Below are 26,662 nucleotides of genomic sequence, written 5' to 3' on the forward strand. Positions count from 1 at the left end.
GACTTCTGATAAACCGATAAGTTGTGGAATAAAATGGAAAAGGGTGTTGTGTGTTACATTTAATTCAGTCAAATAAAATGGAAGTGTTACTGGCTGATTTGTTAGATAAGTTATCACCAAAGTCGTCGCCAGACGTTTTCCAACAGCAATCGTATAGCGAAAATTTGAACGCTTTACTTATTCCTGACACCATCATTGTGCAGAGCCCGGGTATGGCGCAATGGATTAAAATTGCCATTGCCGAAACCCTAGGCGTGGCGGCTAACATCGAATTTCCACTACCGTCAAGCTATATCTGGCAACAATACAAATGCTTTTTTAATGATTTGCCTGAAACTTCCGCATTTACTAAACCTAATATGGTTTGGAAGTTAATGAGTATTCTTGAAGATTTTCTAGACGCCCCTGAATTTAGTGAAATTAATCTTTATTTAAATGGAGACCGAGACCTAAAGTTCTATCAACTCTGTCAAAAAATCGCCGACGTGTACGATCAATATCAAGTGTATCGGCCCGAGTGGATTAACCTGTGGGAAACCGGAGAAAACAGCGTTGATGGTAAGGTGCTCACTTCACACCTTTGGCAACCCATTCTTTGGCGCGCCTTGGTGGCACAAACCCAAAAACTACATGAGTCTGTTTATCATCGTGCCAATTTGCACGCGCAGTTGCTTCAGCGAATCGCACAAAGTGAGCCGGAATCTGAGCAAAAGCCGCTGTACGTGTTTGGCATATCTACCTTGCCACAACAACAACTAGACGTATTTCAAGGTTTAGCTGAACATCGTGAAGTATTTTTGTTTTGGTGTAATCCCAGTCAACATTTTTGGGGCGACATTGTGGATGAAAACACCTTGAGTCGCCATAAACTAAAAGAAGGTGACACCCACTCAGAGCGCAGTGCATTGTATGACGTGGGCAACCCGTTATTGGCGAGTTGGGGGAAGCCCGGGCGTGATTATTTTGAAATGCTAATGGAAAGTCATGCACAACCCACCGATATATTTGTTGAGGTGCAGCCCAATACATTGTTGGATTGGCTACAGCATGAAATATGTGAATTAACCATGCGTGATACGCAGCCGCCATTGCATGCAGATGAGTTATTGAGTAATGGGCTGGCTTACCCCAAAATTGAAATAACAGAAAATGATAAATCGCTGCAAATTCATAGTTGCCATTCGAAAGTCAGAGAGCTTGAGGTGTTACACGACCATTTACTGCAACATTTTTCGCAAGATGCAGAATTAAAGCCTTCGGATATTGTGGTAATGATGCCTGATGTGGCGGCTTACGCCCCTTATATCGATGGCGTTTTTGGCAGTGCGGAGTCTGAGTTGTTTATTCCCTATGGTATTTCTGACCGCAACGCCTCCCAAGAATCTCACATTATAGAAAGCTTCATTAATTTATTGAGTTTACACCACAGTCGCATCAGCCTGTCTGAATCACTGGTGTTTTTAGAAATCCCAGCTATCCAAAAATGTTTCGATATTGCTGCCAATGAATATGAAGATATCCGCGATTGGTTAATTGAAGTTGGTTTCCGTTGGGGGTTGAGTGGTGCGGATAAACACCGCTGGTCGGTGCCAGAGGAACCACAAAACACACTGATTTTCGCACTTGAACGTTTATTGTCAGGTTACGCATTAAGCGGCGACTTTCTATTTGCCCGGGCCGAATCTGATAGCCCACCCATTGCCCCATACAAGAATATAGAAGGACAACGTGCCATAGCCCTAGGGAAGCTATATCGTTTTGCTTTATTACTGCAGGATATACTCACCTTTTGCTCAACCAGCGACACCTTAGATAATAAGGTAAAACAGAGTTTATCTTTTATCGAGCGCATTTATGCGGTTGATGAAAATGAGCAGGTCTATTTAAATCAATTACGTCAAGCATTGGAGAGTATTCAGGGGCACGTTAAACAGTTTAATCAACAAGTGAGTCAGGACATTTTTGTGGCCGAATTATCCCAACGCCTGCAAGACAAAGGGGTAGGGCAGCGCTTTTTAGCTGGCAAAGTGAATTTCTGTACTTTAATGCCAATGCGCAGTATTCCCTTTAAATTGGTCTGTTTACTGGGGATGAACGACCAGGACTATCCACGTCAAACTGTGCCAATCGGTTTTGATTTAATGCGTGAAAGCCAAAACCGTAGAGGGGATCGCTCCAGAAGAATGGACGATCGTTATTTGTTTTTAGAGGCAATCTTATCTGCTCGTAATGAGTTATATATTAGCTTTCTAGGCAATAGTAGCCGCGATAACTCAGAACGAAACCCTTCGATTTTGGTGACTGAGTTATTAGATTACTGCCAGCAGGTATTTTGTCTTGAAGACACTCTAGCTTTGCCAGTTGAGCAAACCCAACAACAACTCAATGGCCACTTACTACAAAAACACGGTTTACAGCCATTTTCAAAACAGTATTTTGATAACAGCAACAGCCTGCAAAGTTATCAGTCGATTTGGTTAAACGTATTAAATGCGAAAATGATCGAAAGTGAAAACGCTCACTTTTTTAATCACAGCTTACCCAGTCAATTAGAAGATGATGGCCCAGTGGTAGAATTGAATGATTTGATTGCGTTTTTCCAAAATCCCCCAAAGTATTTCTTTCGTCAACGTTGGCGAACTAATTTATCGTTGTACTTTAATGAATTGGTAGATGAAGAACCTTTTGAAATTGATTCTTTAACCCGGTATCAGTTAAATGAAAGCATGTTAGAGGCAATGCTCAAACACGATATGGATGAAGCGGCCTTTAAACAACAGTTTTATGAAGACTACCTGGCACAAGGCAAGCTACCTACAGGTACAGCAGCACCTTTGAGTTTTCAACAAGTTTGGCAAGCATCTGAGACCCTTCGTAGCCAATTGATTGATAATGTGAAAGCTAAAAAAGCCAGTTTAGTGGAAGTTGATCTCGTGTTAGCTAACGGCACTATTCAAGGTTGGTTAAAGCAAATTTATAGCACTGATTTAGTGCTATACCGAGGGGCTAAAATGCGCGGTAAAGATATCATTGAACTTTGGTTGAAATGGCTATGTTACTGCGCATCCTCTGAACGAAACAGTGGTGTAGCGCGGTATTTAAGTATTGAAAAACCTTTCGAGCTGTCGATTGTACCCCAAAAGCAAGCATTAGCTCTGTTAACCAGTTTACTAACGATTTATAGGGAAGGTTTGAATAAACCTCCTATGTTTTTTGCTAATAGCGCGAAAAAATGGTTTGAGACCCAAGATATAGACAAAACCTTAGCTGAGTTTAATGGCTCGAACTTTAGTACAGGTGAAGGTCAAGAAACCAATATTCATCGAGTATGTCCTGATTTATCCGTTAACTTTGCTGAATTTCAGCAACTGAGTGAAACAATTTTAGCGCCAATTTTTGATTATAAGGTATCGAAATGAACCCTCTTGATACTTATTCCTATCCACTTTTAGGCGCATCGCTTATTGAAGCGAGTGCTGGCACGGGTAAAACTTACACCATCGTTAACTTGTATTTACGCTTATTGCTGGGACACCAATGCGAGGGGTTAAGGGATGCAAAATCCCATCAACGCCTGGGGTTGGGTGTTGAGCAAATTTTAGTGGTGACCTTTACCAACGCTGCTACAGCAGAGCTTAAGCAGCGCATAGGTCGACGTTTACAAACTGCTTATTTGGATTTTTATCGAGGTAGCAGTAGCGACGACTTTATTCAGCAGTTAATCGACGATACCTCTGATATTGAATTGGCATGTGAAACTTTGTTGCTAGCGTCTCGACAAATGGATGAAGCTGCTATTTTCACTATTCATGGTTTTAGTCAGCGCATGTTGTCGGAGCACGCGTTTGCTAGCGGTAGCGTGTTTGATGAGCAGTTGGAATTAGATCAATCGACCTGGATACAACAAGCGGTAGAAGACTATTGGCGCAGTGCCATTGTTCCTTTGTCAAAAAACATGGTTGAGTACATTCGTAATATTTGGTCCGGGCCCGAGCAATTAATTAAGTCGTTAAAAGGGATTTTGGAGCGCGAGTTTTTACCCAGTAAACAGGTAACAATCGCCGATGCCCAAGACTTATTAGCGCAACTCAATGAGCAAACAAATAGCCTCAAACAGTGGTGGCTGACGGAAAATGTCTCAGCGCAATTACAGCAAGCAAAACTTAAAGGGAATACTAAGCTTGGCAAACCTAACATCTATCACAGCATGGACGCATTCTGCCAAAGTGACTCTTTAGTTTGTCCTTTCGACAACGGATGGACCGACTTTTTCCCAGAAAAAGTGGCAAAGGCCCGGTCTAAGGCTAGCCCTGAATTAACAAATCTGGATTTCCAACGATTTGAACTCACTGAAACGCTGCGGCAAACATTCATCAGTACACTGAGTATTGGCGTTCAAAATAGTGCGTTAGTACAGGTACGAAGTAACTTAGAAGAGTTTAAAGCTAGAAGCAGTAAACTATCGCCCAATGACTTACTTACCCGTTTAAATGATGGTTTGCTGGGGGAAAATGGTGCAACGTTAGGGGAGCTCATACGTCAGCAGTTTCCCGCCGCCATGATTGATGAGTTTCAAGATACCGATCATTGTCAATTGAGTGTATTCAGTCAAGTTTATCCACTTCACGACGACCATCAATTGGCTTATTCATTAATAATGATCGGTGATCCTAAACAGGCAATTTATGGATTCAGAGGCGCGGATATTTACACTTATATTCAAGCTAAGCAGCAGATTGGCAGTCAAAAGCAGTTTACCTTGGCAACCAATTGGCGCTCTCAGCAAGCCTTGGTTGATGCCGTCAATCAATTATTCGTCAACAGTGAAAATGGTTTTCTGTTTGACCAGGCCATTCCATTTTTACCGGTCGCGGCGGCATCTTCGTCTACGCAATTGCGCACTAATGAAAGCGACTACGCCAGTTTAACTTTCTATCACTTACAGGGTGCCAAAGAGATAATCAGTAACAAAGATGCTAAAAATGAGTTAGCTGGTCATACAGCCAATATCATCGTCGATTTGTTGCAACAGGGTGAATTAGTAAAACAAATAGAAGATGAACAGCAAAAATGCAAACTGAAAGCCGGAGAATGTTGTGTTCTGGTGAAAGATCGAAATGAAGCCAATCTAGTTAAACAGGCATTGGCGATGCGGGGAGTCGATAGCGTATTTTTGGTTCGCCACAGCGTTTATGCTACTGAAATTGCCATGGATTTATACCGACTTCTAGATGCCTTAGTAAACCCGTCTGATGAGCGACGAATTAAAGCCGCGTTGACCAGTGAACTCATGTGTTTTAACAGTGATGAACTAGATCAGTTATTTACCGATGAATCAGCATGGCAGCAGATTGTGGAATCATTTGTTCATTGGCAACATAACTGGCAGCGTTTTGGCATTATGATGGCGCTAAACCAAGTTATGCAGCATTTCAATGTGTATACCCGCTTGATGACACATTGCAATGATGGCATGCGCCGTTTAACGGATCTCAGGCATTTAGTGGAAATGTTGCAGCAGCAAAGTGCTGTCACCCCAGGTGATAATCAACTGTTGTATTGGCTAGGGCAACAGATACAGCAGCCGGACCATAACAATGAATCCCATCAATTACGTTTGGAAACCGATGGTAATTTGGTACAGATCATTACTATTCATGCTTCCAAAGGGCTAGAATTTCCTTATGTCTTTGTACCTTTCGGGTGCTCTTTTAAGCTTGCAACTGAGGCACTATTCCATGATCAAAATTTAGATTTGACCATGGATTTTGAAAATACCCCTGAAAATCTGGAGAAAGCAGATTTTGAACGTTTGGCCGAAGATACTCGGCTGTTATATGTTGCGCTCACCCGTGCGGTTTATAATTGTTTTGTAGGCGTGTGGAATCCATCTATGGGGAAAAGTCAGTCTCGTTCTGGTTTATTTCATTCTGCACTAGGTAAATTACTGTGCTCGGCAAGCAGTGAGCCAAGCAACACTTATATCGGGCAACAAATTCGCAGTTTGCAGACTATTGGGGACATCGGTTACCAAGAAGTATCTGTTGGCGCGGAAGTATTGCAATATCGGGGAGAAAAGTCCCAAGATGAAGCCCACTTGGCAGTTAATCAACTAGACACTCCCATTGATGGCAATTGGCGAATTACCAGTTATTCGGCCATCGCGCGCAACCAATTTCACGTTGAACATGAGCAGCCTGGAACCGATGAAAGTGAAGGGGAGGATACTATTGATCCTAATCACGTTGCAGAACTTGGCAACAATCCTTTAACCGCTGAACAACCATGTCTAAATCGATTTGAGTTTACCCGCGGCGCACAAGCAGGTTCGTTTTTGCATGGTGTATTAGAAAATATTGATTTTCAGCAACCCAGTCAACTTTCGCAGATGATAGAGCAACAGGGGAGTTGGTTCGGTATTGATCCTCAGTGGAACGCTACTGTAGAAAGCTGGCTGACAGAGGTGTTAAACACCCGAATAGCCCTTCCTACTACACAAAATGCGAATCTTGAGTTTAGCCTGGCATCTTTGAGCAAAGCTCAGGTTTGTCCAGAAATGGAGTTTCATTTACCGCTTAAATCAGTTCAAGCAGAGCCTTTCAATCAATTGATCAACAAAGTATTTAAGACCAGCAAGCGGCAATATCAATTTTCTCAATTACATGGGATGTTAAAAGGTTTTATCGATTTAACCTTTTGTATTGATGGGTGTTTTTACGTTGCAGACTATAAATCTAATTATCTAGGGTCAGATTATGCTGACTACAGCGAAGAGAAAATGCAAAGAGCCATGGTCGAGCATGATTATCACTTGCAGTCTTTACTCTATGTTTTAGCTCTGCACCGTTTTCTGAAAAGTAAGTTAATCGATTACGATTACGACCGGCACGTTGGTGGAGCCTATTATTGGTTCTTGCGTGGAATGTCTGAGTATCATAAGGGCAGTGGAATTTATTTCTACAAACCAGAAAAAAGTATTATTGAATCCTTAGATAGGCTTTTCCAAGGAAATCCCGAAACGTCCATAACGTCCAAGCAAAGCAGTACTCAGGAGCAGATGGATTTATGGTAAATAGTCTATTGAATACGCATTTTTTTGATCGCTGTAAAGGTGAGATTAGCGCTCTTGGCCTGTCAGATTTAGACAGTGCGTTTGCACATTTTATCTATCAGCATGAAAAGCACTTAAATGACAAAATCGCGCTGTTGGCAGGTTTGGTGAGTCAACGTTTGAGTCAACAGCATAGCTGTTTAAACTTAAATGAACTCTCCTATAAGCAGCTTAAAGTGCTGGGTTTTTCGAATATTAACGAGCTAATTGATGCACTTAATGAGAGCTATTGCGTTTCGGCTTCTAGTAATGAAAATCCTCAAAAACCACTCATATTTGAGCAAAATGCGGTGTATTTACAGCGTTATCATCAATACGAACTAGGCTTAACCCATATTATTCAACAAAAATTAAGGGTAGAAACTAACGTATCTGTTGAAATTGTGAAACCGATTATTCATGAATTGTTTGCACAGCCTAATCAGAAAACATCCACAGAGCAGGTTGAGCATTCACTATCACAAGTACAAACAGAAATAGATTGGCAAAAAGTGGCCGTTGGCATAGCGGCAACACGCAATTTTAGCCTGATAACCGGCGGACCTGGTACCGGTAAAACCACCACAGTGGCAAAACTATTGGCTTTGTTATTTGCCTTACAAAGGTCTGATGGGAAAGAGCTAAAAGTACAATTAGTTGCGCCAACGGGGAAAGCGGCGGCCCGTTTAACCGAATCCATAGTCTCTGTTGGACAAAAACTACCGAAAGCCTACCAAGCAGGGCTAGATCTGCAAACAAGTACCATTCATCGGCTGTTAGGGACACAAACGGGCAAAATTGAGTTCAAACATAATGCCGAAAATTTATTGCATATGGATGCATTGATTGTGGATGAAGCTTCAATGGTCGATTTACCCTTAATGTACAAATTACTTAGTGCCGTTCCCAAGCAAACAAAAGTAATATTACTAGGTGATCATAACCAGCTTTCCTCCGTTGAGACTGGCAGTGTGTTGTCTGATATTTGTTATGCGGCCTTGCTAGGTAAAACAAACCCCGAATATTCAGTTCACACCGGACAACAAATTACGCAGATGTGCGAGCAACATATTCCTCAACCAACAGACGATAAGGTGAACAGCCCTATTGCCGATTGCTTAGTTAAGCTACAAAAAAGTCATCGATTTCCATCAGATAGTGGCATTGGTTTGTTGGCTGAGAAAACCATTGAGGGTGACGTAGATGGCGTGTTATCAGTGCTGTCGGATAGTAATCAGGAAACCTTAAGTTGGTATCAAGAGGGCAATATAAATATATTTGCCCGTCAGTATGCTAGTCAATTAAATGCTTATTTTTCGTCTGTGAAAAAAGCGGATTTAAAGCAAGGCTTTGTGCACCTATTAAATCAGCAAATCCTGTGTGCCCATAAATCCGGTGAGTGGGGAGTGGACAATATTAATTATCAGGTCACTTTGGAGTTAGACCGCCAAGGCTTTATTTCAAAGGATGAAAAAGATTATGTAGGCAGACCTATTATGCTAACACGCAACGACCATAACTTAGGGTTGTTTAATGGTGACGTCGGTATTGTGATGCCGGATCCTGAAAACCCAAAATTAATAAAAGCTTGGTTTAAAACCGCAGAAAGTGGTTTCAAGGGGGTGCTGCTGAGTCGATTACCGGAACATCAACCAGTTTATGCAATGACTATTCACAAAAGCCAGGGGTCAGAATTTAATCACGTGTACCTGTGTTTGCCTGATGTCAGATTAAACCCTGGGGCTAAAGGCTTAAGTCGTGAATTATTTTATACCGGACTCACGCGGGCCAGGGAAACCTTTGTCTTATATAGCCATCCACAAAGCCTGCAAACGTGTATCAATAATGTCTGTCTGCGTAGCAGCGGCTTAGCACAAAGGCTATCTGATTAGATGTCTTCGCCCATTGACGTCAAGGAAAGCGAGTTGTTAGGGTCTTGAATTTTGCCAGTAGGCACTATCCAAACAGGATTAGGGGATGCTAATTGGGCTTTAATTCGGCCTTGATATGTATCCCTCAAGGCTCCCATGGCATTTTGGGTGTCTTGGAATTCGGGATCACTTCTTACCTCATCAAAAATAGGATCAATAAAGGTCATAACATAGCCCAAAGATATCATTCGCTGAATCCATCTATAACTTTGTTGCTTGTTGCCGGTGAGCATTGCCAATAAGGTACGTTGTTTAATCTCATTGACGCTATCAACTTGCTCAGTGGGTTTATCCTGCAGGTAATCAGATAGCATGCTTAACAGCTGTTCGTTGTTTTCTCCTAACACTTTTCGGGTTTGTGCCAAAGCAATCATAAAGTCCGCGCTGGCTGCGCTTTCAATCGGTCTGTCGAGTAATTGGTAAGCTTCAATATACCCGTTGACAATTTGATTGGTCTTTTCATAGTCTCGCAAATAATATAAAAACCAGGCAATATCTGTCATGTCTTTCACCTTGCTTAGCTGCTTACTTGCTAAGCCTAGGTCGTCTGTGTAAATGCCATACCAAACCTGGCTTGTCGCGCTGTCGTTATACCAGAGGGCATGCTGATATAGCCCCACTAAATTGTACAATCTTGCTAAGTTTCTGTTGATGCTGGTACTTTGTTGATTCAAGGCATAAGCGCTTTGTAGCATGTTATGTGAGTTGGAATAGTCTCCATTTTTAAACGCCAGATCGGCTAAAACACTATAACCAAAGGGCTGATTAGGGTGCAGTCTAACTAAGTCGTCACCAATGATTTTGGCGTTAATTTTATCGTCAATGAATAAATAAATACGGCCCAGATTACTTAAAATATTACTCGACAACGGATCCAGCAATCTTGCTTTCTTGTACTGTTTTATTGCTGCCTGTAACTTACCTTGCTCCCACAAAATGCCGCCTAAAAGAAAATAAGCATTGGCATAATTATGATTGGCTTCAATGGCTAAGGTGGCATAGTGTTGCGCTTGTTTGATGGAAGCGGCTGTATTTTTATCTTTAGCTAAGTATGCTGCTCCAGAGAGTACCTCTGCAGAGTTAGGCGCTAACTCAAGTGCCCGGGTCACTAGCGGTGTCGCCTTTTGTTGGGATGCTTGTTTATCCATACCGGCGTAAGCTTCCATCAACAAATAGGTTTCAGATAAACCGGAGTAGGCTGGGGCGAAATTGGGATCTAAATCAATGACCTTGGTAAATTTCTGAGCGGCTAGGGCTAAACTTTCCGGTGAGCGTAACTTTTGACTTTCACGGGCTTGCAAATAAAGTTCATAGGCTTCTAAAGATAGAGTTTTATCGGAGTCTTTTAACGGCACTACCGTCAATTTACCTTTCAGTTGTTGAATTATTTTACTGGCTATTTCGTCTTGTACGGCAAATAAATTTTCTGCTGATAGGGGACGATCATATGTTTGTGACCAGATATGCTCATCAGTTTGCCCATTAATCAGTTGAGCCGTAATGCGGATAGTATTACCCGACTTTCGTATGCTTCCTTCTAAGATGTGTGCCACGTTAAGGGCTTTGGAGATTTCACTTACGGTTGAATCTTTGTCAATAAATGCAAAAGAAGAAGTGCGGGAAACAACTCTTAGTCCTTTGATGCGGCTTAATAAATTAAGCAACTCTTCAGAAATACCATGACCAAAATAGCGTTGGTCATTACTTGCAGAAAAATCGTCAAAGGGTAAAACGGCTATTGATTGGGTGGCAGAGCTGGAAACCGCATTGATTGGTGGCTTTGGACTAGGCTGCTGATTTTCTGTATTGGCATCGACCAAGGAGGTCTTTCCCAAATGCAGCCACATAAAGGTGATCAGCCCTGCGCTAATTATTCCCGTAAGCGTAAAAACAGTAATGGTATTTTTGGAATTGACCCCTTTACTTAATGCGGGGTTTTTGGGAGTGCGAACCAGTCCTTTGGCGGTAAACTGAAAAATCCAAGCGAGCAATACTGCAATAGGAAAGCCAAAAATAACTAAAATGGTCGCCACTGTGTCAAACCATACAGGTAAGTGCAATGCGCTTTCCAGTACAACGGCTAATTGCATAATTAACCATCCAACCACCGCATAACCTGCGATAACATTGAATACATTGCGTCTTCTCAACTCTGCAATAAAGACACTCATTAGGTTTCCTTTTGATGACAATGTCTTGTGGATGACGAAAAACTTTTGTTAAAAGTATAAACCAAGGTGGTTAAAAAATATGCAACTATTGAGTTTAAGTGTAAAGTAATGATGTTTATAGTGATTTTTTAAAGTAGTGCATAAAAATTTAACGCAATATTTGCGTTTTTTTAAAAGCAGGAACATAAGGAAAATAATCATGACACTCAATACGCTTCTTAACAATTTACACCCTATCATGCGTGAAAAAGTACAAGGATTGATTACCCATCTTGAACAAAAAAATAATCCTATACAGTTAATTGAAGGCTACCGTACGCCGGTGCAACAACAAGAACTTCACACCCAAGGAGCCGCTGAAAAACCTTGGTTGTCTGTATTTCAATATGGTCTGGCGTGTAAATTTGGGGTAGTGCTCCCACAGCAAGGAACACCATTAGAGAGTTCTGAATTAGATAATTATTGGGCACAATTTCACAAATTCGCCAAAGCTGCTGGTCTGGAAATTATGGATTCTGAACCTTCTCAATTGCAGTTTCCTGGAGTGAGTGCTGAGGCATTAATCAAAGGTCAGTATCCTGCTGGTGGGGATGAAAGTTGGCAAAGTAACTTAGAGTTGCATATTACCTATTGGAATGAATACCCTAAACCTCCCGTGCCAATGTTAGGTAATACGCCTATTTCTCATTTAAATGAGCGAGATGAAAAATCCACTCAATAAGCTGTTGCCCTCATTATCCCTAGTACCCTTATAGCCGTGCTTGGTTACCTTGTAGTGTGGTAACCATGGCGGTTAGCCCGGTAACTAGTGCTGTCACTTTTAAATTATTAGGGGGCAGTTCCACTTATGACGACCTCGGTGTTGAAACGTCATTCTCGCATTTGCCCGCGCAATAGGTTGGCACTGTTGGTGACACTGGCAATCGTGCCCAATACACCGGCCATTGACGCTGCAATGATATAGATTGACTCCCCAGAGGTTAGGGCAATACCGCCAATAATTAATATGATGATAACGCCGAGGGGAAGTCGATAATTTTTCCACAAACCTTCTTCGCCTTGTTTCACCAATTGGTTCAATGTTGCTTTTGTCTCTGCATGTAAAATGAAATGGGTAAAACTACGGTTTATGACTTCAATATTGCCTTTACGGACGGTAATTAACCCATTTAATGCTAAGTGTTCAATCATTTGGGTGTTGGCCGGATTGAGTTTCTGACGTTTAGCTAAATTCAGCAACGCCAGTTTCTCTGCACTTGAACATGATTCCCACTTAAATCGATAAAGGGCTTCTGCATTAAGCAAAATATAGTTGATAGTACTCCAGCGGCTTTCAATGTTTAGTTGTTCATCTCGCCTCCAAACATGGTTCCAGGAGTCTTGTTGTTCCCCTTGTTCAAATTCCTCTTGCAGGAATTGCAACTCTGGAAATCCATTGACTTCTTCTCTGACCATTTGCCAGTCAATACCTTGCTTAAAGCTATCGGGGATCACAACGATAAAGTCCATCAAACATTCTGCCCAGGATAGATATTCGGCGTGATCCAGCACGCTGCTCTGATCTAACATTAGTGGATCTTTCATTTTCACTCGTTGTAGACTGTGGAATCCCGTAAAAATGGTAAAACTATCCAGTTGTCCTGATAGGGTTAGGGATTTTATCTCCATGATTAATTCGAGTAATAATTGTCTAAATTTACTTTTTTCCAGACAGGTCTCTATATCCCAAATTTCAACGGCAATTTTGCCATTCTCTTTTTGCACAATATTCAGTTTTAAATTAGGCAAAAAGCTATTTTCCACACTGAAGTTTTGTAAACAGGGGCTCATTGAAAACAAGGTCTCAAACCCAGCTAGGAGATGGGTTACTGGGCGATCCTTATCAGTATTCGCTTCTTGTAAAGCAATACTTCGTAGTAGTAGAGATAATCCAATGCCATTTAATTTAATGGTGTCACATTCAATTTTTAAGTTGTGGTTGCGCTGCTCTAACTGCAATGTTTGGACTGAACGCGTCATTCTATTGATATGCTGTAAAAAGCGTTCTGGGCAATACAAGCGATTCCACAACAGTTGCGTATTAAACCGAAACCATGCCCAGATAATTACCGCGAAAAGCGCAATGTAAAATAAGATAGAACTGACTAAACCCTCAGGCTCAGTGTGCTCGAATGTTCGAAAATCAGAGTTTGGCTGATAATTAGCGGCAAGTTCCCGGTCTAGAATATAGATATTTATCCATTGCCATAAGTAAGTGGCGCTAAACACCGAACTTAAACTAGGATAATCGTCTGGGTGAATTTGGGTTGATAGATTCTGACAATCTCCGCCTTTAGAGGTTAAGTGCTGACGCCAATTCGAGTCAATTGGAAGTAAGTTAACCGGGGGGATGCGATTTGACGTAATTGAATTGGGATAGCGGCTCAAGCCGATAGAATTGATTTCTTGACGTTCATAATTAAGCCAGTTACAAGCAAGTTGTTGATAGTGAAAGTTGATGGATTTTTCTGGGGTATTCGCGGTTTTTTGTAGATACAAAAAGTGAATTGCTATGGCTATTAGCACGGCCACAATTAATTGTCTTGAACCGCGTTTTGCAGAGTGCAAGGTAGAAGTATCTAGTTGATTAAAAGGGAAACAAAAGTGATTGTAACAGCCTCGATAAACAAAGACCGTGGCAATTGATAACCCTATAATCGGCAACCAGAGTGACCAATTTATACCTTCAAAGTGGTTAAAAAGGGAGTCGATATTATGCCCGATGAAATACAAACAATAGCTTGCACTAAAAAGTACAGAGCTGACTAACATGACCAGTCGTACATTAAGTTTGGCTGGTAATCTGAGTTTTTCTTTAAGGGTACTGGTCCAAATAAAATGGCGAACGGCGTATATTCCCATGACCATCAAGGCAATAATCACCGCGAATGTAGTCATTACATAAAGAAATTGATTGGTCATAAAGGTTTGTAAGCTATCGTTGGGGTAGAAAACGACAATTGCCCACCTGTCGACGGCGGTGCTGGAAATGGCAAAGCGTCCACTTTGTCCATGGTATGTGCCTTGCAGAAGTTCTTTTCCTAATTCGGGATAATGATCTAAGCCTGCTTTAAGCCATTTACTGAGAGCTGAATGATTATCCCCGGTAAAATACAAATTTTCGACTAAGGAACGGCTTGAATCATTGTGAAATAACACGTTCCCAGTACTGCGATCAACCACCATGTAATTAAAGTCGTACGGCGGAGATTGACCTAAGGTCATTGAGGGCAATAGTACATCGGCAGCCAAAATATAATCATAGGTTTTGCTATTTTTTAGGGGGGAGATAGGCATTGAGATTGTTGTACCGCGAGTACCATTGGTTACATTTAATAAACGCTGAATAAAAACGTTTTTGAATAGGGTAGAAGAGGCACTTGTGGACTCAACACCTTGTTCGTCAATTTGTGGGGATGAATTATTCGCCTGAACGCTGGGTACGTGTCTTTCAATATCCCAGCCTTTTTGATCTCGCACTTTTTTATAATAGTTTCGATGTGACAAATTAAAGGTTGCCGGTAAGGCATTGCTCTCTTGAAAATTCAAAGACGGAAGCACCGAGTTGCCTTCTTTGTTGATGGCGAATGAGGATAATATGCTACGGGATTGATGTTGTAAAAATGGCGCTACAACTGAAGTGTTCAATGATTCTTCAGGAGTAAGTTCAAGCTTCTGATTATTGGAATAAAAATCTAAGGTGACATCGTCAGCTTTGTTTGAACGAAAGGCTTTCAACATCACATTTATCGCATGCTCATCGAATGCTAACTGCATAAATTGCGGATCATCTGGGGATAGTGAGCAATCGTAATTGATATCATAGGTTTTATTTGGGGTACTGGCACTACCCGGCAGCCAATAAGCAGGTTTGCCGTTAATACAATGTTCTGCATTGAGACTGAGAATCGCTTTTTTCATTGATTGGTTAAAGGTATTGAGGTCGTCACTTGTAAAGTCGGTATAAGCTTGCGAAAACGCTGAAAAAGTCCCTAAGGTTTGCAGAATCTCCGTATAAAAGGTTTTATATTGTTCTAATCGAGTGAAAACGTCATTGATATCTTTTCGTAGTTTTTGGTCTAAATAATGGGCGTATTCAGTCGCTTTTTGATCTTTTTCTAATTGCAATAATGACTTTTGCATGTAGCCCAATGCTAAGGCTATGATGACAACAAAAAAAGCGTAACTTGAAGCCACTGTCAATAACCGAAATGAGCGAGTAATAGATTGATTTTGTGGCAGTAAAAATAACTTTAATAAGCACCATATGAACAATAAACTCACTAGGGTGACAACCAACAAAGACAGGTTCCAATCGTTATTTTCCCTATTGCTGAGTTTGCTTTGTGGTAGTAACCCCACAAGATATAACTTGTCCAGTTCTACTATTTTCTTCTGATCACCGTCTTTTTCTACAGCAGAGGTTTTTTTCAAGGGTATTTCTAATGCAAATGGAAATACAAATACGCGAAATTCACCATAGGATATTTTCATGTCTACATGGTTGCTGTAACTGGGTAGGGGCGGAGTATCGGAGCTTTCACCTGCTTTCTCAGATTCACTGAAGTTAAACTGGAACTGCTTGTTCTTCCGTTGTATTTGTTGGTTAATACTGCGTAACTCAACGATGGAAATGGTATTTTCATCCCCCACAGTCGCAATCACTTTACCGTCTTTATCTGCGAATAAATACTGGCTGAATCCTCTCTTTGGATTGGGAAGAATATCTTCAAAAGATAATTCCGCTTGGAATGGTTCGTTCTCAGTCTCTAAATCAGCGCTAACCAGTAACGTTTGTCCCGCGATGGAGTATTGAAAACCATCAGCATGTAAAAGGTTTTGTTCCGAATCGGCTTTTCGGGTATAACTCGGAAGCAATGAGCGTATGGATGAAACACCCTCTTTGTAGCGGTGCATACTGTCTAATTTATTTAAATTTTCTTTAAATTCATTGGAAGCTTCATAAAGCACTCTATAATAGTCATGGTTAGCGGTGCGATCCTTTTGATTTAGAAGAGTGTAGTAACCTAATGCTGCAAAGATCAGCAGAATCAAAACGCCATATACCCAAGTTTTTCGATTGGGTGAGGCAAAAGACGATTTCACAGTTTCCAATGGCATAATAATTTTCCCTATTAGGATAATTAAGCTATCAAATTGTGTATTTTGCAAGCTAAATGATTAAATTTTGGTCTAATAAGTTGCAGTTAATGAAATTTGGCAATGTAAAAGGAAAATGTGATGCCAGAACCATCTACGGAAGAGTTTATTAATATCAGTAAATTACAACCTGAAGCACGCTTTGAATATGCGTTATCTAGAATCATTGAAAGCAAAGAGTTGTGGGGATTGTTTGGTGAAAATGGTTGGCTTTTACTTCAAGCAGAAGAAGACGCCTGTTTACCCATTTGGCCCAGTGAATCCTTTGCGAAAGCATGGGAGAAGAATGATTTTCCAGATTGTAAGCCTAAACAGATCACGCTGGATGATTGGTTACAACAATGGTTACCTGGAATGGAAAAAAATGGAACTTTGATATTGGTCTTTCCACTGAGTGAAGACGAAGAAGGCATTATGCTTGATGCTAAAGAGTTGACCGAGTGTTTTGAGGAGCAAATGGAATAGCTGTTTATGACACAGAAAATAGAATGAAACTATCTTCCTTATTCTTCTGTTTTCACCTTGTTTGTGAATATCACCCAGAAAAACGTTCTGGGTGATATTTAAACTGATTTTCACCCATATTAGTGCTAAATAATACCCCTATGAAAGATACTTCTCTACGTCATCTGTTTCCGTTTTTTCAACATGCAAATAATGCTGAACTAATCTATTTTGATAATGCTGCAACTACCCAGAAGCCGCAGAGTGTGTTGGCCAATATTCACGATTATTATGTATTTAAAAATGCCAATGTGCATCGTTCGTCATTTGCGTTAGCGAATCAGACAACGGCTGATTTTGAAGATGCTAGGGCCTATGTTCAGCAATTCATCGGGGCGCAACAAAAAGAGCAAATTGTATTTACCAAAGGTGCAACTGAAAGCATCAATTTGGTTGCTAAATCATTAGCTGAAATAGACTTTCCTGCAGGCGGCCGTATTTTACTATCTGCCACAGAACATCATGCCAATATTGTTCCTTGGCAAGTGCTTGCAGATAAAAAGAACTTACAAATCGATGTGATCCCCATTGATCAGTCTGGGGTTTGGGATCTAGAAAAAGGATTGGCTCTGTTAACGGAGAAAACCTGTATTGTTGCTCTAGCATTGGTGTCAAATGCCCTAGGCAGTATTCAACCAGTTGAACCATTTCTAGTTAAGGCCAAAGCCTTGAATGCGATTTCCTTAATTGATGCTGCACAAGCTGTTGCACACTTGTGCATAGATGTAACTAAGTTAGATTGTGACTTTTTGGTGTTTAGCGGTCATAAGGCATTTGCTCCAACCGGCACAGGCGTGCTCTATGGCAAACAAAAAGCACTTGAAAAGTTACCGGTGTTTCTCACCGGCGGTGAGATGGTCAAAACCGTTGACTTTCATTCAACCACTTATCAGCCTAGCCCTCTGAAGTTCGAAGCCGGGACCCCACATATCGAAGGCATTTTAGCCCTCAAAGAAGCGTTGGCGTTTATTGATAACCACCGAAGCCAAATTATTCAACATGAAACAGCATTAATCGATTATTTACTCACTCAGATTAAAATCATACCTGAGGTTAGTGTGTATGGCGATCTAGAGAATCGAATTGCGACCTTATCTTTTACCGTAACAGGCCAGGATAGTCAGGATATTGGTATTTTGCTTGCTGAAAAAGGAATAGGCCTAAGAGTAGGGCATCACTGTGCGATGCCGATGATGAAAGCACTGAACATTTTGGGCACCATTAGGGTGTCGTTAAGTTGTTACAATACCTTTGCTGAAATCGACTTTTTTATTGCTCAACTAAAAGCCGCCATTCATCAGTTACAGCAACCTGATGCTACCCATGTAAATCACCAAGATAATAGCAGTAAAACAAGCATAGCGTCAGAGAGTCGCCCTATTTTAAGTGATGCTAAGCAAGCAACTCCATTAACGGATTCCATCAAATCTGCTCGGGGATGGGATCAAGTTTTTCGGCAAATTATGTTGGCGGGAAAAACTCTGGCCCGTTTAGCTGAAACCAACAAAACGCCTGATTCAGAAGTATTTGGCTGCGAGTCTCAGGTATGGCTGGTTTGCCAAACCAGCCCTTCCAATCGTTTAATATTTGAAGTTGATGCAAGCAGTAAAATAGTCCGCGGGCTGTTAGCTATCATTTTAGAACCCATCCAAAACCAAACGGCAGAATTTGTTTTAGCATTTGATTACAAATTATATTTGTCTGAGATACAGTTAGACCGACACCTTAGTGAATCCCGTGGCAATGGTCTTGCCGCGGTAATTGAGAAAATCCAAGATTACGCCAAGAAACACGGCTAAGCCTTGGATTTAGTTGTGCTTAGCAATTCTAAAGCCTAATGATAGGAAATATATGTCTCAAGAAAATGAAGTCAAATTACTCGCTCGAAATCTAACCGAATCCGATTTTGACGTGCTCAAAATTATCATGAACAAGGTTTACCCCAATTTAGGAGGCTCAATTACCAAAAAACGTTACTTGGCGATGCTAAAAATCTTCAGGGATGGTCAAATCTGCATCGAGGATGACGGTAAAGTTGTGGCCGCGGCTTTTTCAGTTATTGTGGATTACGATAAATTTGGTGATGAACATACCTATGATGAAATTACCGGGAATTCGTATTTAACTACACACGATCCCAATGGTGATGTTCTTTACGGAATTGAGGTGTTTGTCGATCCAGAGTACCGAAATTTACGACTTGGCAGACGGCTTTACGAGGCGCGTAAAGAGTTGTGTCAAAGTTTAAATTTACGCGCCATTATTCTAGGTGGACGTATTCCCAACTATAAAAATCATAGCCATGAACTTTCGCCTCAAAAATATATAGAAGCGGTGAAACGCAGAGATTTATATGATCCCATTCTAACCTTTCAATTATCCAATGATTTTGAAGTAAAACGCGTTCTGCGTGGTTACATGCCTGAAGACAAAGAGTCTGAAGGGTATGCAACGTTGTTGGAATGGTTCAATATCTATTATGAACCTAAAGAACGTAAGCTCTTTGGTCATCAAAAAGATTCAGTGCGAATTGGTTGTGTGCAGTGGCAAATGCGTGAAATGGAAAGTGTGGAGGAGTTGCTGCAACAGTTCGAATATTTTGTCGATGCTTTGTCAGACTATCGTTGTGATGTGGCGCTTTTCCCTGAGTTTTTTAACGCACCGTTAATGGGGCTGGGTGATCAGAGCTCCTCAATTGAAGCCATTAAGCATTTATCAACCTATACCGAAGAAATACTCAATGCAGTTTCCCACATGGCGGTAAGCTACAACATCAATATTATTGCCGGTTCAATGCCCCTCATTGAAGAGGATTTATTGTATAACGTAGCCTACATTTGTAAACGCGATGGTACCATTGAGTCTCAATATAAACTCCATCCAACCCCGTCAGAGAAGAAAGATTGGGCCATGGAAGGGGGCGATAGACTGACATTATTCGATACTGACTTTGGTCGTATTGGCGTGCTGATTTGTTACGACGTGGAATTCCCTGAGCTTGCTCGTTTGCTTAGTGAAGAGGAAATGCAAATATTATTTGTGCCATTTTGGACAGATACAAAAAATGGGTATCTGCGGGTGAAACGTTGTGCTCAAGCCCGCGCCATTGAAAATGAATGTTACGTGGCAATTGCAGGCAGTATTGGCAACTTACCCAAGGTTGATAACGTTGATATTCAATACGGGCAAACCGCCGTATTTTCACCTTCTGACTTTGCCTTCCCCCATGATGCGGTAATGGCGGAAACCACACCCAATACTGAAATGACCTTAATTGTTGATGTTGATTTGAATAAGTTACAAATTTTACAAAACACCGGTTCTGTACGTAACTTTTTAGATAAACGGCGGGATCTCTACCGGATAGAATGGTTAGGCGAAAAAAGTATCGTTAAGCAAGTCAAATAAGCAAATGTGAGATAATCAATAGGTCACTTTGGATGGGCGTTTTTCGCTTCTATCCACTGTGACATATATTGGGTACTTTTGTGAAAGTGGTGTTGCAACATCATCCCGGTAAAATTATTTAATCTTCGCTGCGCTAAAGTTTCAATGCAATTTGCTACTTTTGCCAGGAGTTGCCCTTGAATGACGTCTGAGTCGAAACGCTCACTCAACACTTGATAGCCATATTCAGAGGCAAGTTGCCACTGTTCAGCATCTTGGTATAAACGCACAGCATGAGCTGCTATCTCTTGTGGATCATCAGCAATAGCTCCAGGCCATTTTGAACCATCATTCATTCCTTGACTACCAACACTTGTCGTCACTGACGGAGTGCCTGTCCACATCGCATCAGCTAATTTGCCTTTTAAGCCTGCGCCAAAACGCAAGGGCGCAATACAGACTTTGCTTTGTTGTAATACAGTGAATGCATCTTCAGCCCATCCATCTACATAAAAACCGGTCTTAGGACTGTGTAAATCGGTGGCTTTAGGTGGCGGATATGCACCATATATGTGTAATTCCGCTGCTGGAATTTGTTTGCGAATGAGCGGCCATATGCTTTGTTTTAAATATAACACTGCATCCCAATTTGGGGCATGGCGGAAGTTGCCGATACTGATAAAATGTTGGCGTTGGCTAAAGCTTATTGACGATGGTTGTAGTTGGCTAAGATTTAACATAAAAGGGCAATAATGCAGTAATTCTGCTGGCACCTTGAACTGTTCCTGCAACATCGCCATTTCATAATCTGAGATTATCAAGGTTAGGTCACAACGATAGATAGCGGCAATTTCGCGCATGGCCATATCACTTTTTAAGTCTAACTCGGTTACTTGTCGCGATTGTTTATGGGCTTTATGGCGAGCATCTCGCAAGAAATGCAGATCTTCGGTATCTAAAATTCGTAATGCATCAGGACAGTTTTTAGCCACGCGCCAAGAAAATTGTTCTTCCATCATAAAACGATCAAAAAGCACTACTTGGGGATTGAGTTGACGAATAAACTCATCGAAAGAGCTATGATTTAACGCAATACTTACTTCTTCGATTCCCAGTTTAGCTAGATCAATTTTGTGTTCGCCTTGGGCAGCTGGACTGGCAAAACAAATCTGATAACCCGCAGTTTTAAAGGTTTCCAACAAGCTTAGCATATGCTTTCCGGCAGCCGATGAATTTGGTTCAGGCCATACGTATCCTATGGCTAAAAGCTGTTTAGGTTTGCTGGTAACGGGTTGGCTCATGTAACTATCTAATCTTCGCTATTTAGTAGAGGTCGTGGATGATAACGTTATGTAGTAAAGTGGGAAAGACCTAAGATAGTCGAAAAGAGAAAACAACGGACAGGTTATGTCGAAACATTTAGTCTTTGGTGCAGGTTTAATAGGGTGTTATTTGGGGGGAAGTTTAGCCCACAAAAAGCAAAATGTGACTTTATTGGCCCGCCAACAGATCATGGATAAACTCGCTCAAGGAATAGTTTTAACCGATTACCTTCAGCACAAAGTGACAATTGAGAATTTAGCATTTTTGTTATCCCATGAGGCATCCGCTCAGGATTTTGATGTGATATGGCTAACGGTAAAATGTACGGGAGTAGCAGGCGCATTGGCGCAATTACAATCTGTGGTGCAGCCGCAAACCACTATTATTTGTTGTCAAAATGGTCTTGGATCAGAAAACATCATCAAACAGACGTTTCCTAATAATCGGGTATTACGCGCCATGGTGCCGTTTAACGTGGTTGTATTAGGCGATGCTCACTATCATCGCGGTTCCGAAGGTATGTTGACAATCGAGGACAGTAGCGATGATGAGCAATTCACTGAGCAGCTCGTCGCTTGTATTGATTCGCCAATTCTGCCCGTTACCCGTCGTAATCAAATGACTGAATTATTGTGGGCTAAGCTACAACTTAACCTTGGAAATAGCGTTAATGCATTGGCTGATATTCCAGTAAAGTCGATGCTCCAGCAACGAAAGTATAGGTTAGTGATTGCACAAATGATGCGTGAGCTACTGTTAGTCACTGATGCAAAAGGGATTGTGTTACCCAAAGTGACCTCTGTTGCAGCTAAATACTTGCCATTAGTATTGAGCTTACCTGATGGTATATTTAAAATCCTCGCCAATAAAATGTTGGCTATTGACGAAAACGTGAGAACCTCAATGTGGTGGGATATTGCCAATGGCAAGCAAACGGAAATTGATTACCTAAATGGTGTCATTGTGGAGCAAGGAGCAAGCTTAGGTATAGATACACCAGTAAATAAAAAAGTGATTGGATTAGTCAAGGGGCTAACCAACCATCAAGCAACTAATAGGAAGTCATTTTCTGCAGAAGACTTGTATAATTTAGTAGGAAAGCATGAATAATTACGATTTGGAGTATTTTTTACACCGAATGGATAATAAAAGTTCCCTCTTTAAGGTAAAATTTGTTAAATTAGCTACACTGAAATTGAAATGGTTGAACGGAGAGTAATTGATGCATGCATTGGACTATGCTTCTGAAGCGAAAGACATTTTCGTGTTGCCTGATTCAGTAATTAAGGTTAGAAAATTGATCGATGATGATTCTAGCTGCATGGATGACATTGCTAGTGTAATCAATTTCGATCCAGCTTTAACTGTTCAAATTTTAAAAATAGCCAACAGCGCGCTCTACAAATTCCCTAACAAAATAGAAACCGTTTCTAAAGCCATTCAGGTGATTGGCACCAATTCCGTATATGACTTAGTGGTGGCCTTTAGTATTTGCAAAACCTTTGCTGAACTAGATTCCAGCGTGATTGACTTAGAGCGCTATTGGGAGAATGCAGTTTGTTGCGCTTTATTGTGTAAATACTTTGCTGAGCGCAAAAAGCTTAGGGAGTCTGAGCGAATCTTTGTATCTGGTCTTCTGCATAATGTGGGAGAGCTGATTATGATCCGGTTTAACCCTGATATCGCCAAACAATGCGCTCAAATCAATGAAAACGAAACGCCATTGGAGCTGCAACTTAAATTATTGGGTGGAGCATCTTATGCGGATATTGGCTCTACCTTGGTTAAAATGTGGGGCATACCCGAAGCGATAATTGCCCCCATACGTAACCAACATTTTAGTCAACATGAAGCGACAGATGTCGAACAGCAAATAATGCAATTAAGTTATATATTGGCCTTAGATAATTGTAATCCAGAAATTTATTCTGGACACGCCAATTTAGAAGTCGAGTTGTACGAAAAATTAGGATTAGAAGACAGTGATTTAGATGCAGCTTTGAGTCATGTTGGCATGCAAAGCTTAAGCGTCCTTGCGATGTTTAACCCCGCTGCTGCGTCTGTAATGTAAACTACCACTAATGTGTTAGTCGAACACGCCCACTGTTTGGCGACTGATTGCAATGAGCTCTCCCTTTTGATCCCAAATATTCCCTTCTGTATGGGCATATCCATCCGCAGCTTGTCTGGTGATAATATTGACGGCAAACCAGTCTGAAGGAGATAAGTCTTGATGAGGATGAATAAACTCAATATTCCAACTCATTGTACTTGCGGGGGCCGGTAAACGTAACATTTGCAGTACCGCGGGAGGCCAGGCATCAATTAAGCTGATTAAGTGTGCATCGGACATTTCTTTAGGTGGATTTTTAAATCGCATCCAGCCATGTATTTTGCTCTTCTTACTGCCAGTGAAAGGCATTCGACCCTCCACAAGGGATAGATCATAGTAACGCAAAAACTTTGGGGTTAATTTTGGAATTTGCGGCAAAAACATCCCTTTGCGTGGCTTTTCCATGGTGTGAGTATCATTGTTCTTCACCACAACTTTTGATTTTCTCGCGACTCCAAAACAAACTTGGCAAGAAACACATGTTTTTCCATCTTGAATAATTCGTCCCAGCGCTTGAGTGGCATTTTTACCCTGACGCAAAATCTCTACAACTATCTCGAATTGGGTATCGACAAGTAACGGACCAACAAAATTACAATTAAACGAGCGCATCACTCTATCATCATCAACCTGTACCTGTATTGCCGCATATAAAATGGCTGCAGATAATCCGCCAAATACTGTCCTGCCTTGGCCCCATTCTTTTGGAATTGTCAAACTGGTTTGGTCTTCTGTATGAAGACTATGGGTTTTAGCCTGAGCGAGAAGTTCATCTATTGTCATATATTTTTTTCCTTAAAAGAGGTGCTTTTATAACGACAAACTGGTCGGATGTCCAGCTTGGTTTTAAAAATTTGCAACTCGCTAGATATGAGGAATAGAGAGTTCCAATCTCGCTGCTTTTGATACTGCGGATTAACTGAACTATCAATCTTTATGATGATAATTATTTTATTTACATATAGTTAACAAGTTTCCTTGTTATTTTTAACCTTAGGTCATTAGTATGAAGACAGTTTTGAATACTAAGTGGGAGTTTACATGTCGAACAACGGGATAAAGGATGCTAATGGCGAGGTTAAGCAAGGGGAAGTGAGCAGTAAATACCGAATGTATGTGTTAGTCATATTAACCTTAGTTTATGCATTTAACTTTATTGATAGACAAATTATCGGCATTTTATCGCCCATGATAAAAGCGGATCTTGGGTTAGATGATGCTCAACTAGGCTGGTTGAAAGGTATCTACTTTGCTTTGCTATATACCTTTGTTGGTATTCCAATTGCCTGGTTGGCTGATAAATATAGCCGGGTCAACATCGTTGCCATTTCTCTCACTCTTTGGAGCGGTTTTACAGCGCTGTCTGGACTCGCTACTAGTTATTTTCAACTTGCCATAGCGCGAATTGGTGTTGGCATTGGTGAAGCTGGCGGCAGTCCACCTTCTCATTCCATGATTTCTGATCTGTTTCCAAAAGACAAACGAGCAGGTGCGTTAGCCTTCTATTCATTAGGTATTCCATTTGGGGTTATGTTAGCGTTTTTTGCCACCGCATTTCTTATCAAAGGGGGTAGTGCAGATTGGCGCTTGGTTATGATTAGCGTTGGCCTACCGGGGGTTGTATTAGCCTTGCTGTTAAAGTTTACAGTAAAAGAGCCTGTGCGCGGTGGAGACAACAAAAATGCAGATATGCAGGCGGTACCTTTCAAGCAAGCAATTAAAACCTTACTCACTATTCCGTCGTGGTGGGGAATGTGTATAGGTATCTCGTTTGGCTCTTTCGGCAACTACGCCATTTCTACCTGGGTAATTGATTTCTTTGTTCGTGCTCACCCTGATTTTAGCTTTTTCAATCTACTTATTTTTATGGGGATCAGTAATGGAACGGCATACGCCGCTGGTGTTTGGATTGGTGGAGCTTTAGTTGATAAGTTAGGGAAGAAAAATAAAAAAGCCTATGGTTTAGTACCTGCAGGTATGTTGATGGTAGGCACCCCTGCGCTGTATATTGCCTTACAAGTTGGTAGTCCTATTGTGGCGTTAGTGTTATTAACCATACTGCTGTTTACCAGTGGAGCATATTTAGGCCCGTCATTTGCGTTGGCTCAAACCCTTGCACCGGTTCGTGTTCGCGCGATGTCTACGGCGTTATTTTTCTTCGTGTTAAATATCATTGCCTTAGGTGGTGGACCTACTTTTATTGGCATTCTTAGCAATATGTTAAGTGAACGCTATGGTGAGGTAGAATCTTTACGATTGGCACTGAGTTGGTTAATCGTGCCTTATATTTTGTCTATTCTCGCGTTCTATTGGACGTCAAGACGGGTCGATAGAGATTGGGAGTTAGCCGAGCAAAGAAACGGATAAAAAAATGCCGCTCCGGGGAGGAGCGGCGATTTCCATCAAGGGATGGGAAAGTACCACTAAGTATCAAAGGAAATGGTTAGGTTCTAAATTGGATTATCCAATTCGTTTAATCGGCTGAACTTACAAGTTGCTCGTCGTTTGATTTTTTCGACGAAATACCTGTATTTTCTAATTTTGTACTTAATAACAACTGCTTTCCGTTACAAGACGTCACAGCAAAGTGTTGTGACATTAATGTTGAGGAGTTAACTGTTTCCTCAGATAACTTTCTTTCGGTCTTGAGCGTAGAAGCATGTGCGTTATGACAAACCATTTCCATAGAGGTATTAATTGATGCATTTGCAAAGGTAGAAACACCTAAAGTTGCGATGCTGGCTGTTATAAGAAGCTTAATCTGCGCTTTCATATTGACCTCAATTGAATGGTTTGTTGTTTAACTTGAGTTGATTTTGGTACAACGGCGTGGATAAATAAAGCTAGCAAGTGATACTTAGGTATTCGTATTTATACCTAAAAAAGTAAACAAAAAATCCTTACAGAACCCTTATTTAGTCGTTAGATTATGTTGCTAGTCGTT

Annotated in this window: 15 protein-coding genes; 10 read left to right on the top strand and 5 right to left on the bottom strand. The window is 41.1% G+C overall.

The annotated features are described in order from the left end of the window. The first annotated feature begins 50 nt into the window (after nucleotides 1-50). The 3 genes from recC to recD are packed head-to-tail and all read left to right on the top strand — an operon-like array spanning nucleotide 51 to nucleotide 8,982. Nucleotides 51-3,419, top strand: a complete 3,369-nt coding sequence (recC, locus tag Q4574_RS08750) for an exodeoxyribonuclease V subunit gamma (protein ID WP_303473653.1) — start codon at nucleotides 51-53, stop codon at nucleotides 3,417-3,419. Then, complete coding sequence (gene recB / locus Q4574_RS08755) at nucleotides 3,416-7,072, top strand: exodeoxyribonuclease V subunit beta (protein ID WP_303473655.1); 3,657 nt, start codon at nucleotides 3,416-3,418, stop codon at nucleotides 7,070-7,072. The genes recC and recB overlap by 4 nt, the downstream gene beginning before the upstream one ends. After that, nucleotides 7,066-8,982: an exodeoxyribonuclease V subunit alpha gene (recD, locus tag Q4574_RS08760; protein ID WP_303473657.1), complete on the top strand. Its 1,917-nt coding sequence runs from the start codon at nucleotides 7,066-7,068 to the stop codon at nucleotides 8,980-8,982. Before recB ends, recD begins: the two co-directional genes overlap by 7 nt. On the opposite strand, the gene Q4574_RS08765 is transcribed toward recD, so the two are convergent. Further along, a complete protein-coding gene (locus Q4574_RS08765) occupies nucleotides 8,979-11,192 on the bottom strand; it encodes a hypothetical protein (RefSeq protein WP_303473659.1) in 2,214 nt (737 codons plus the stop codon). The genes recD and Q4574_RS08765 overlap by 4 nt on opposite strands. A 199-nt stretch (nucleotides 11,193-11,391) precedes the next feature. Here Q4574_RS08765 and Q4574_RS08770 point away from each other — a divergent pair, with 199 nt between their 5' ends. Then, nucleotides 11,392-11,913, top strand: coding sequence for a hypothetical protein (locus Q4574_RS08770; RefSeq protein ID WP_303473660.1), 522 nt, complete (start codon nucleotides 11,392-11,394; stop codon nucleotides 11,911-11,913). A 149-nt stretch (nucleotides 11,914-12,062) separates the two neighbouring features. Here the strand turns inward: Q4574_RS08770 and Q4574_RS08775 are convergent, their stop codons facing one another. After that, a complete protein-coding gene (locus tag Q4574_RS08775) occupies nucleotides 12,063-16,352 on the bottom strand; it encodes a hypothetical protein (RefSeq protein ID WP_303473663.1) in 4,290 nt (1,429 codons plus the stop codon). A 120-nt stretch (nucleotides 16,353-16,472) separates the two neighbouring features. Here Q4574_RS08775 and Q4574_RS08780 point away from each other — a divergent pair, with 120 nt between their 5' ends. From Q4574_RS08780 to Q4574_RS08790, 3 genes are all read left to right on the top strand, one after another. Beyond that, entirely contained in the window at nucleotides 16,473-16,856 is a 384-nt protein-coding gene (locus Q4574_RS08780; protein WP_303473665.1) for a DUF2750 domain-containing protein, read from the top strand. Nucleotides 16,857-16,996: 140 nt separating this feature from the next. Then, complete coding sequence (locus Q4574_RS08785; protein ID WP_303473667.1) at nucleotides 16,997-18,694, top strand: aminotransferase class V-fold PLP-dependent enzyme; 1,698 nt, start codon at nucleotides 16,997-16,999, stop codon at nucleotides 18,692-18,694. A 52-nt stretch (nucleotides 18,695-18,746) separates the two neighbouring features. Continuing rightward, nucleotides 18,747-20,303, top strand: a complete 1,557-nt coding sequence (locus Q4574_RS08790; protein WP_303473669.1) for a bifunctional GNAT family N-acetyltransferase/carbon-nitrogen hydrolase family protein — start codon at nucleotides 18,747-18,749, stop codon at nucleotides 20,301-20,303. Nucleotides 20,304-20,326: 23 nt separating this feature from the next. On the opposite strand, the gene Q4574_RS08795 is transcribed toward Q4574_RS08790, so the two are convergent. Then, nucleotides 20,327-21,583, bottom strand: a complete 1,257-nt coding sequence (locus Q4574_RS08795; RefSeq protein WP_303473671.1) for a glycosyltransferase — start codon at nucleotides 21,581-21,583, stop codon at nucleotides 20,327-20,329. A 106-nt stretch (nucleotides 21,584-21,689) separates the two neighbouring features. On the opposite strand from Q4574_RS08795, the gene Q4574_RS08800 reads away from it, so the two are divergent. Together Q4574_RS08800 and Q4574_RS08805 are read left to right on the top strand one after the other, a co-directional pair. Next, nucleotides 21,690-22,715 (top strand): 2-dehydropantoate 2-reductase, encoded by a 1,026-nt coding sequence (locus Q4574_RS08800; protein ID WP_303473673.1) that lies wholly within the window; start codon nucleotides 21,690-21,692, stop codon nucleotides 22,713-22,715. Between the two features lie 112 nt (nucleotides 22,716-22,827). Beyond that, nucleotides 22,828-23,676 (top strand): HDOD domain-containing protein, encoded by an 849-nt coding sequence (locus Q4574_RS08805; protein ID WP_303473795.1) that lies wholly within the window; start codon nucleotides 22,828-22,830, stop codon nucleotides 23,674-23,676. Nucleotides 23,677-23,691: 15 nt separating this feature from the next. On the opposite strand, the gene Q4574_RS08810 is transcribed toward Q4574_RS08805, so the two are convergent. Further along, nucleotides 23,692-24,501: an acyl-CoA thioesterase II gene (locus tag Q4574_RS08810; RefSeq protein ID WP_303473675.1), complete on the bottom strand. Its 810-nt coding sequence runs from the start codon at nucleotides 24,499-24,501 to the stop codon at nucleotides 23,692-23,694. A 258-nt stretch (nucleotides 24,502-24,759) separates the two neighbouring features. Between Q4574_RS08810 and Q4574_RS08815 the strand changes: the two genes are divergently transcribed. Next, nucleotides 24,760-26,085 (top strand): MFS transporter, encoded by a 1,326-nt coding sequence (locus Q4574_RS08815; protein ID WP_303473677.1) that lies wholly within the window; start codon nucleotides 24,760-24,762, stop codon nucleotides 26,083-26,085. Nucleotides 26,086-26,191: 106 nt separating this feature from the next. Here Q4574_RS08815 and Q4574_RS08820 read toward each other — a convergent pair whose 3' ends face one another. After that, entirely contained in the window at nucleotides 26,192-26,491 is a 300-nt protein-coding gene (locus tag Q4574_RS08820; RefSeq protein WP_303473679.1) for a hypothetical protein, read from the bottom strand. Between the last annotated feature and the right edge of the window lie 171 nt (nucleotides 26,492-26,662).

The sequence above is a fragment of the Aliiglaciecola sp. 3_MG-2023 genome, assembly GCF_030548205.1.
Taxonomy (GTDB): domain Bacteria; phylum Pseudomonadota; class Gammaproteobacteria; order Enterobacterales; family Alteromonadaceae; genus Aliiglaciecola.

Excerpts from the sequence above, each read along its gene's own strand:
- recB (WP_303473655.1), top strand. The coding sequence starts at position 3,416 with ATGAACCCTCTTGATACTTATTCCTATCCACTTTTAGGCGCATCGCTT.
- recD (WP_303473657.1), top strand. The coding sequence starts at position 7,066 with ATGGTAAATAGTCTATTGAATACGCATTTTTTTGATCGCTGTAAAGGT.
- Q4574_RS08765 (WP_303473659.1), bottom strand. The coding sequence starts at position 11,192 with ATGAGTGTCTTTATTGCAGAGTTGAGAAGACGCAATGTATTCAATGTT.
- Q4574_RS08770 (WP_303473660.1), top strand. The coding sequence starts at position 11,392 with ATGACACTCAATACGCTTCTTAACAATTTACACCCTATCATGCGTGAA.
- Q4574_RS08775 (WP_303473663.1), bottom strand. The coding sequence starts at position 16,352 with ATGCCATTGGAAACTGTGAAATCGTCTTTTGCCTCACCCAATCGAAAA.
- Q4574_RS08780 (WP_303473665.1), top strand. The coding sequence starts at position 16,473 with ATGCCAGAACCATCTACGGAAGAGTTTATTAATATCAGTAAATTACAA.
- Q4574_RS08785 (WP_303473667.1), top strand. The coding sequence starts at position 16,997 with ATGAAAGATACTTCTCTACGTCATCTGTTTCCGTTTTTTCAACATGCA.
- Q4574_RS08790 (WP_303473669.1), top strand. The coding sequence starts at position 18,747 with ATGTCTCAAGAAAATGAAGTCAAATTACTCGCTCGAAATCTAACCGAA.
- Q4574_RS08795 (WP_303473671.1), bottom strand. The coding sequence starts at position 21,583 with ATGAGCCAACCCGTTACCAGCAAACCTAAACAGCTTTTAGCCATAGGA.
- Q4574_RS08800 (WP_303473673.1), top strand. The coding sequence starts at position 21,690 with ATGTCGAAACATTTAGTCTTTGGTGCAGGTTTAATAGGGTGTTATTTG.
- Q4574_RS08805 (WP_303473795.1), top strand. The coding sequence starts at position 22,828 with ATGCATGCATTGGACTATGCTTCTGAAGCGAAAGACATTTTCGTGTTG.
- Q4574_RS08810 (WP_303473675.1), bottom strand. The coding sequence starts at position 24,501 with ATGACAATAGATGAACTTCTCGCTCAGGCTAAAACCCATAGTCTTCAT.
- Q4574_RS08815 (WP_303473677.1), top strand. The coding sequence starts at position 24,760 with ATGTCGAACAACGGGATAAAGGATGCTAATGGCGAGGTTAAGCAAGGG.
- Q4574_RS08820 (WP_303473679.1), bottom strand. The coding sequence starts at position 26,491 with ATGAAAGCGCAGATTAAGCTTCTTATAACAGCCAGCATCGCAACTTTA.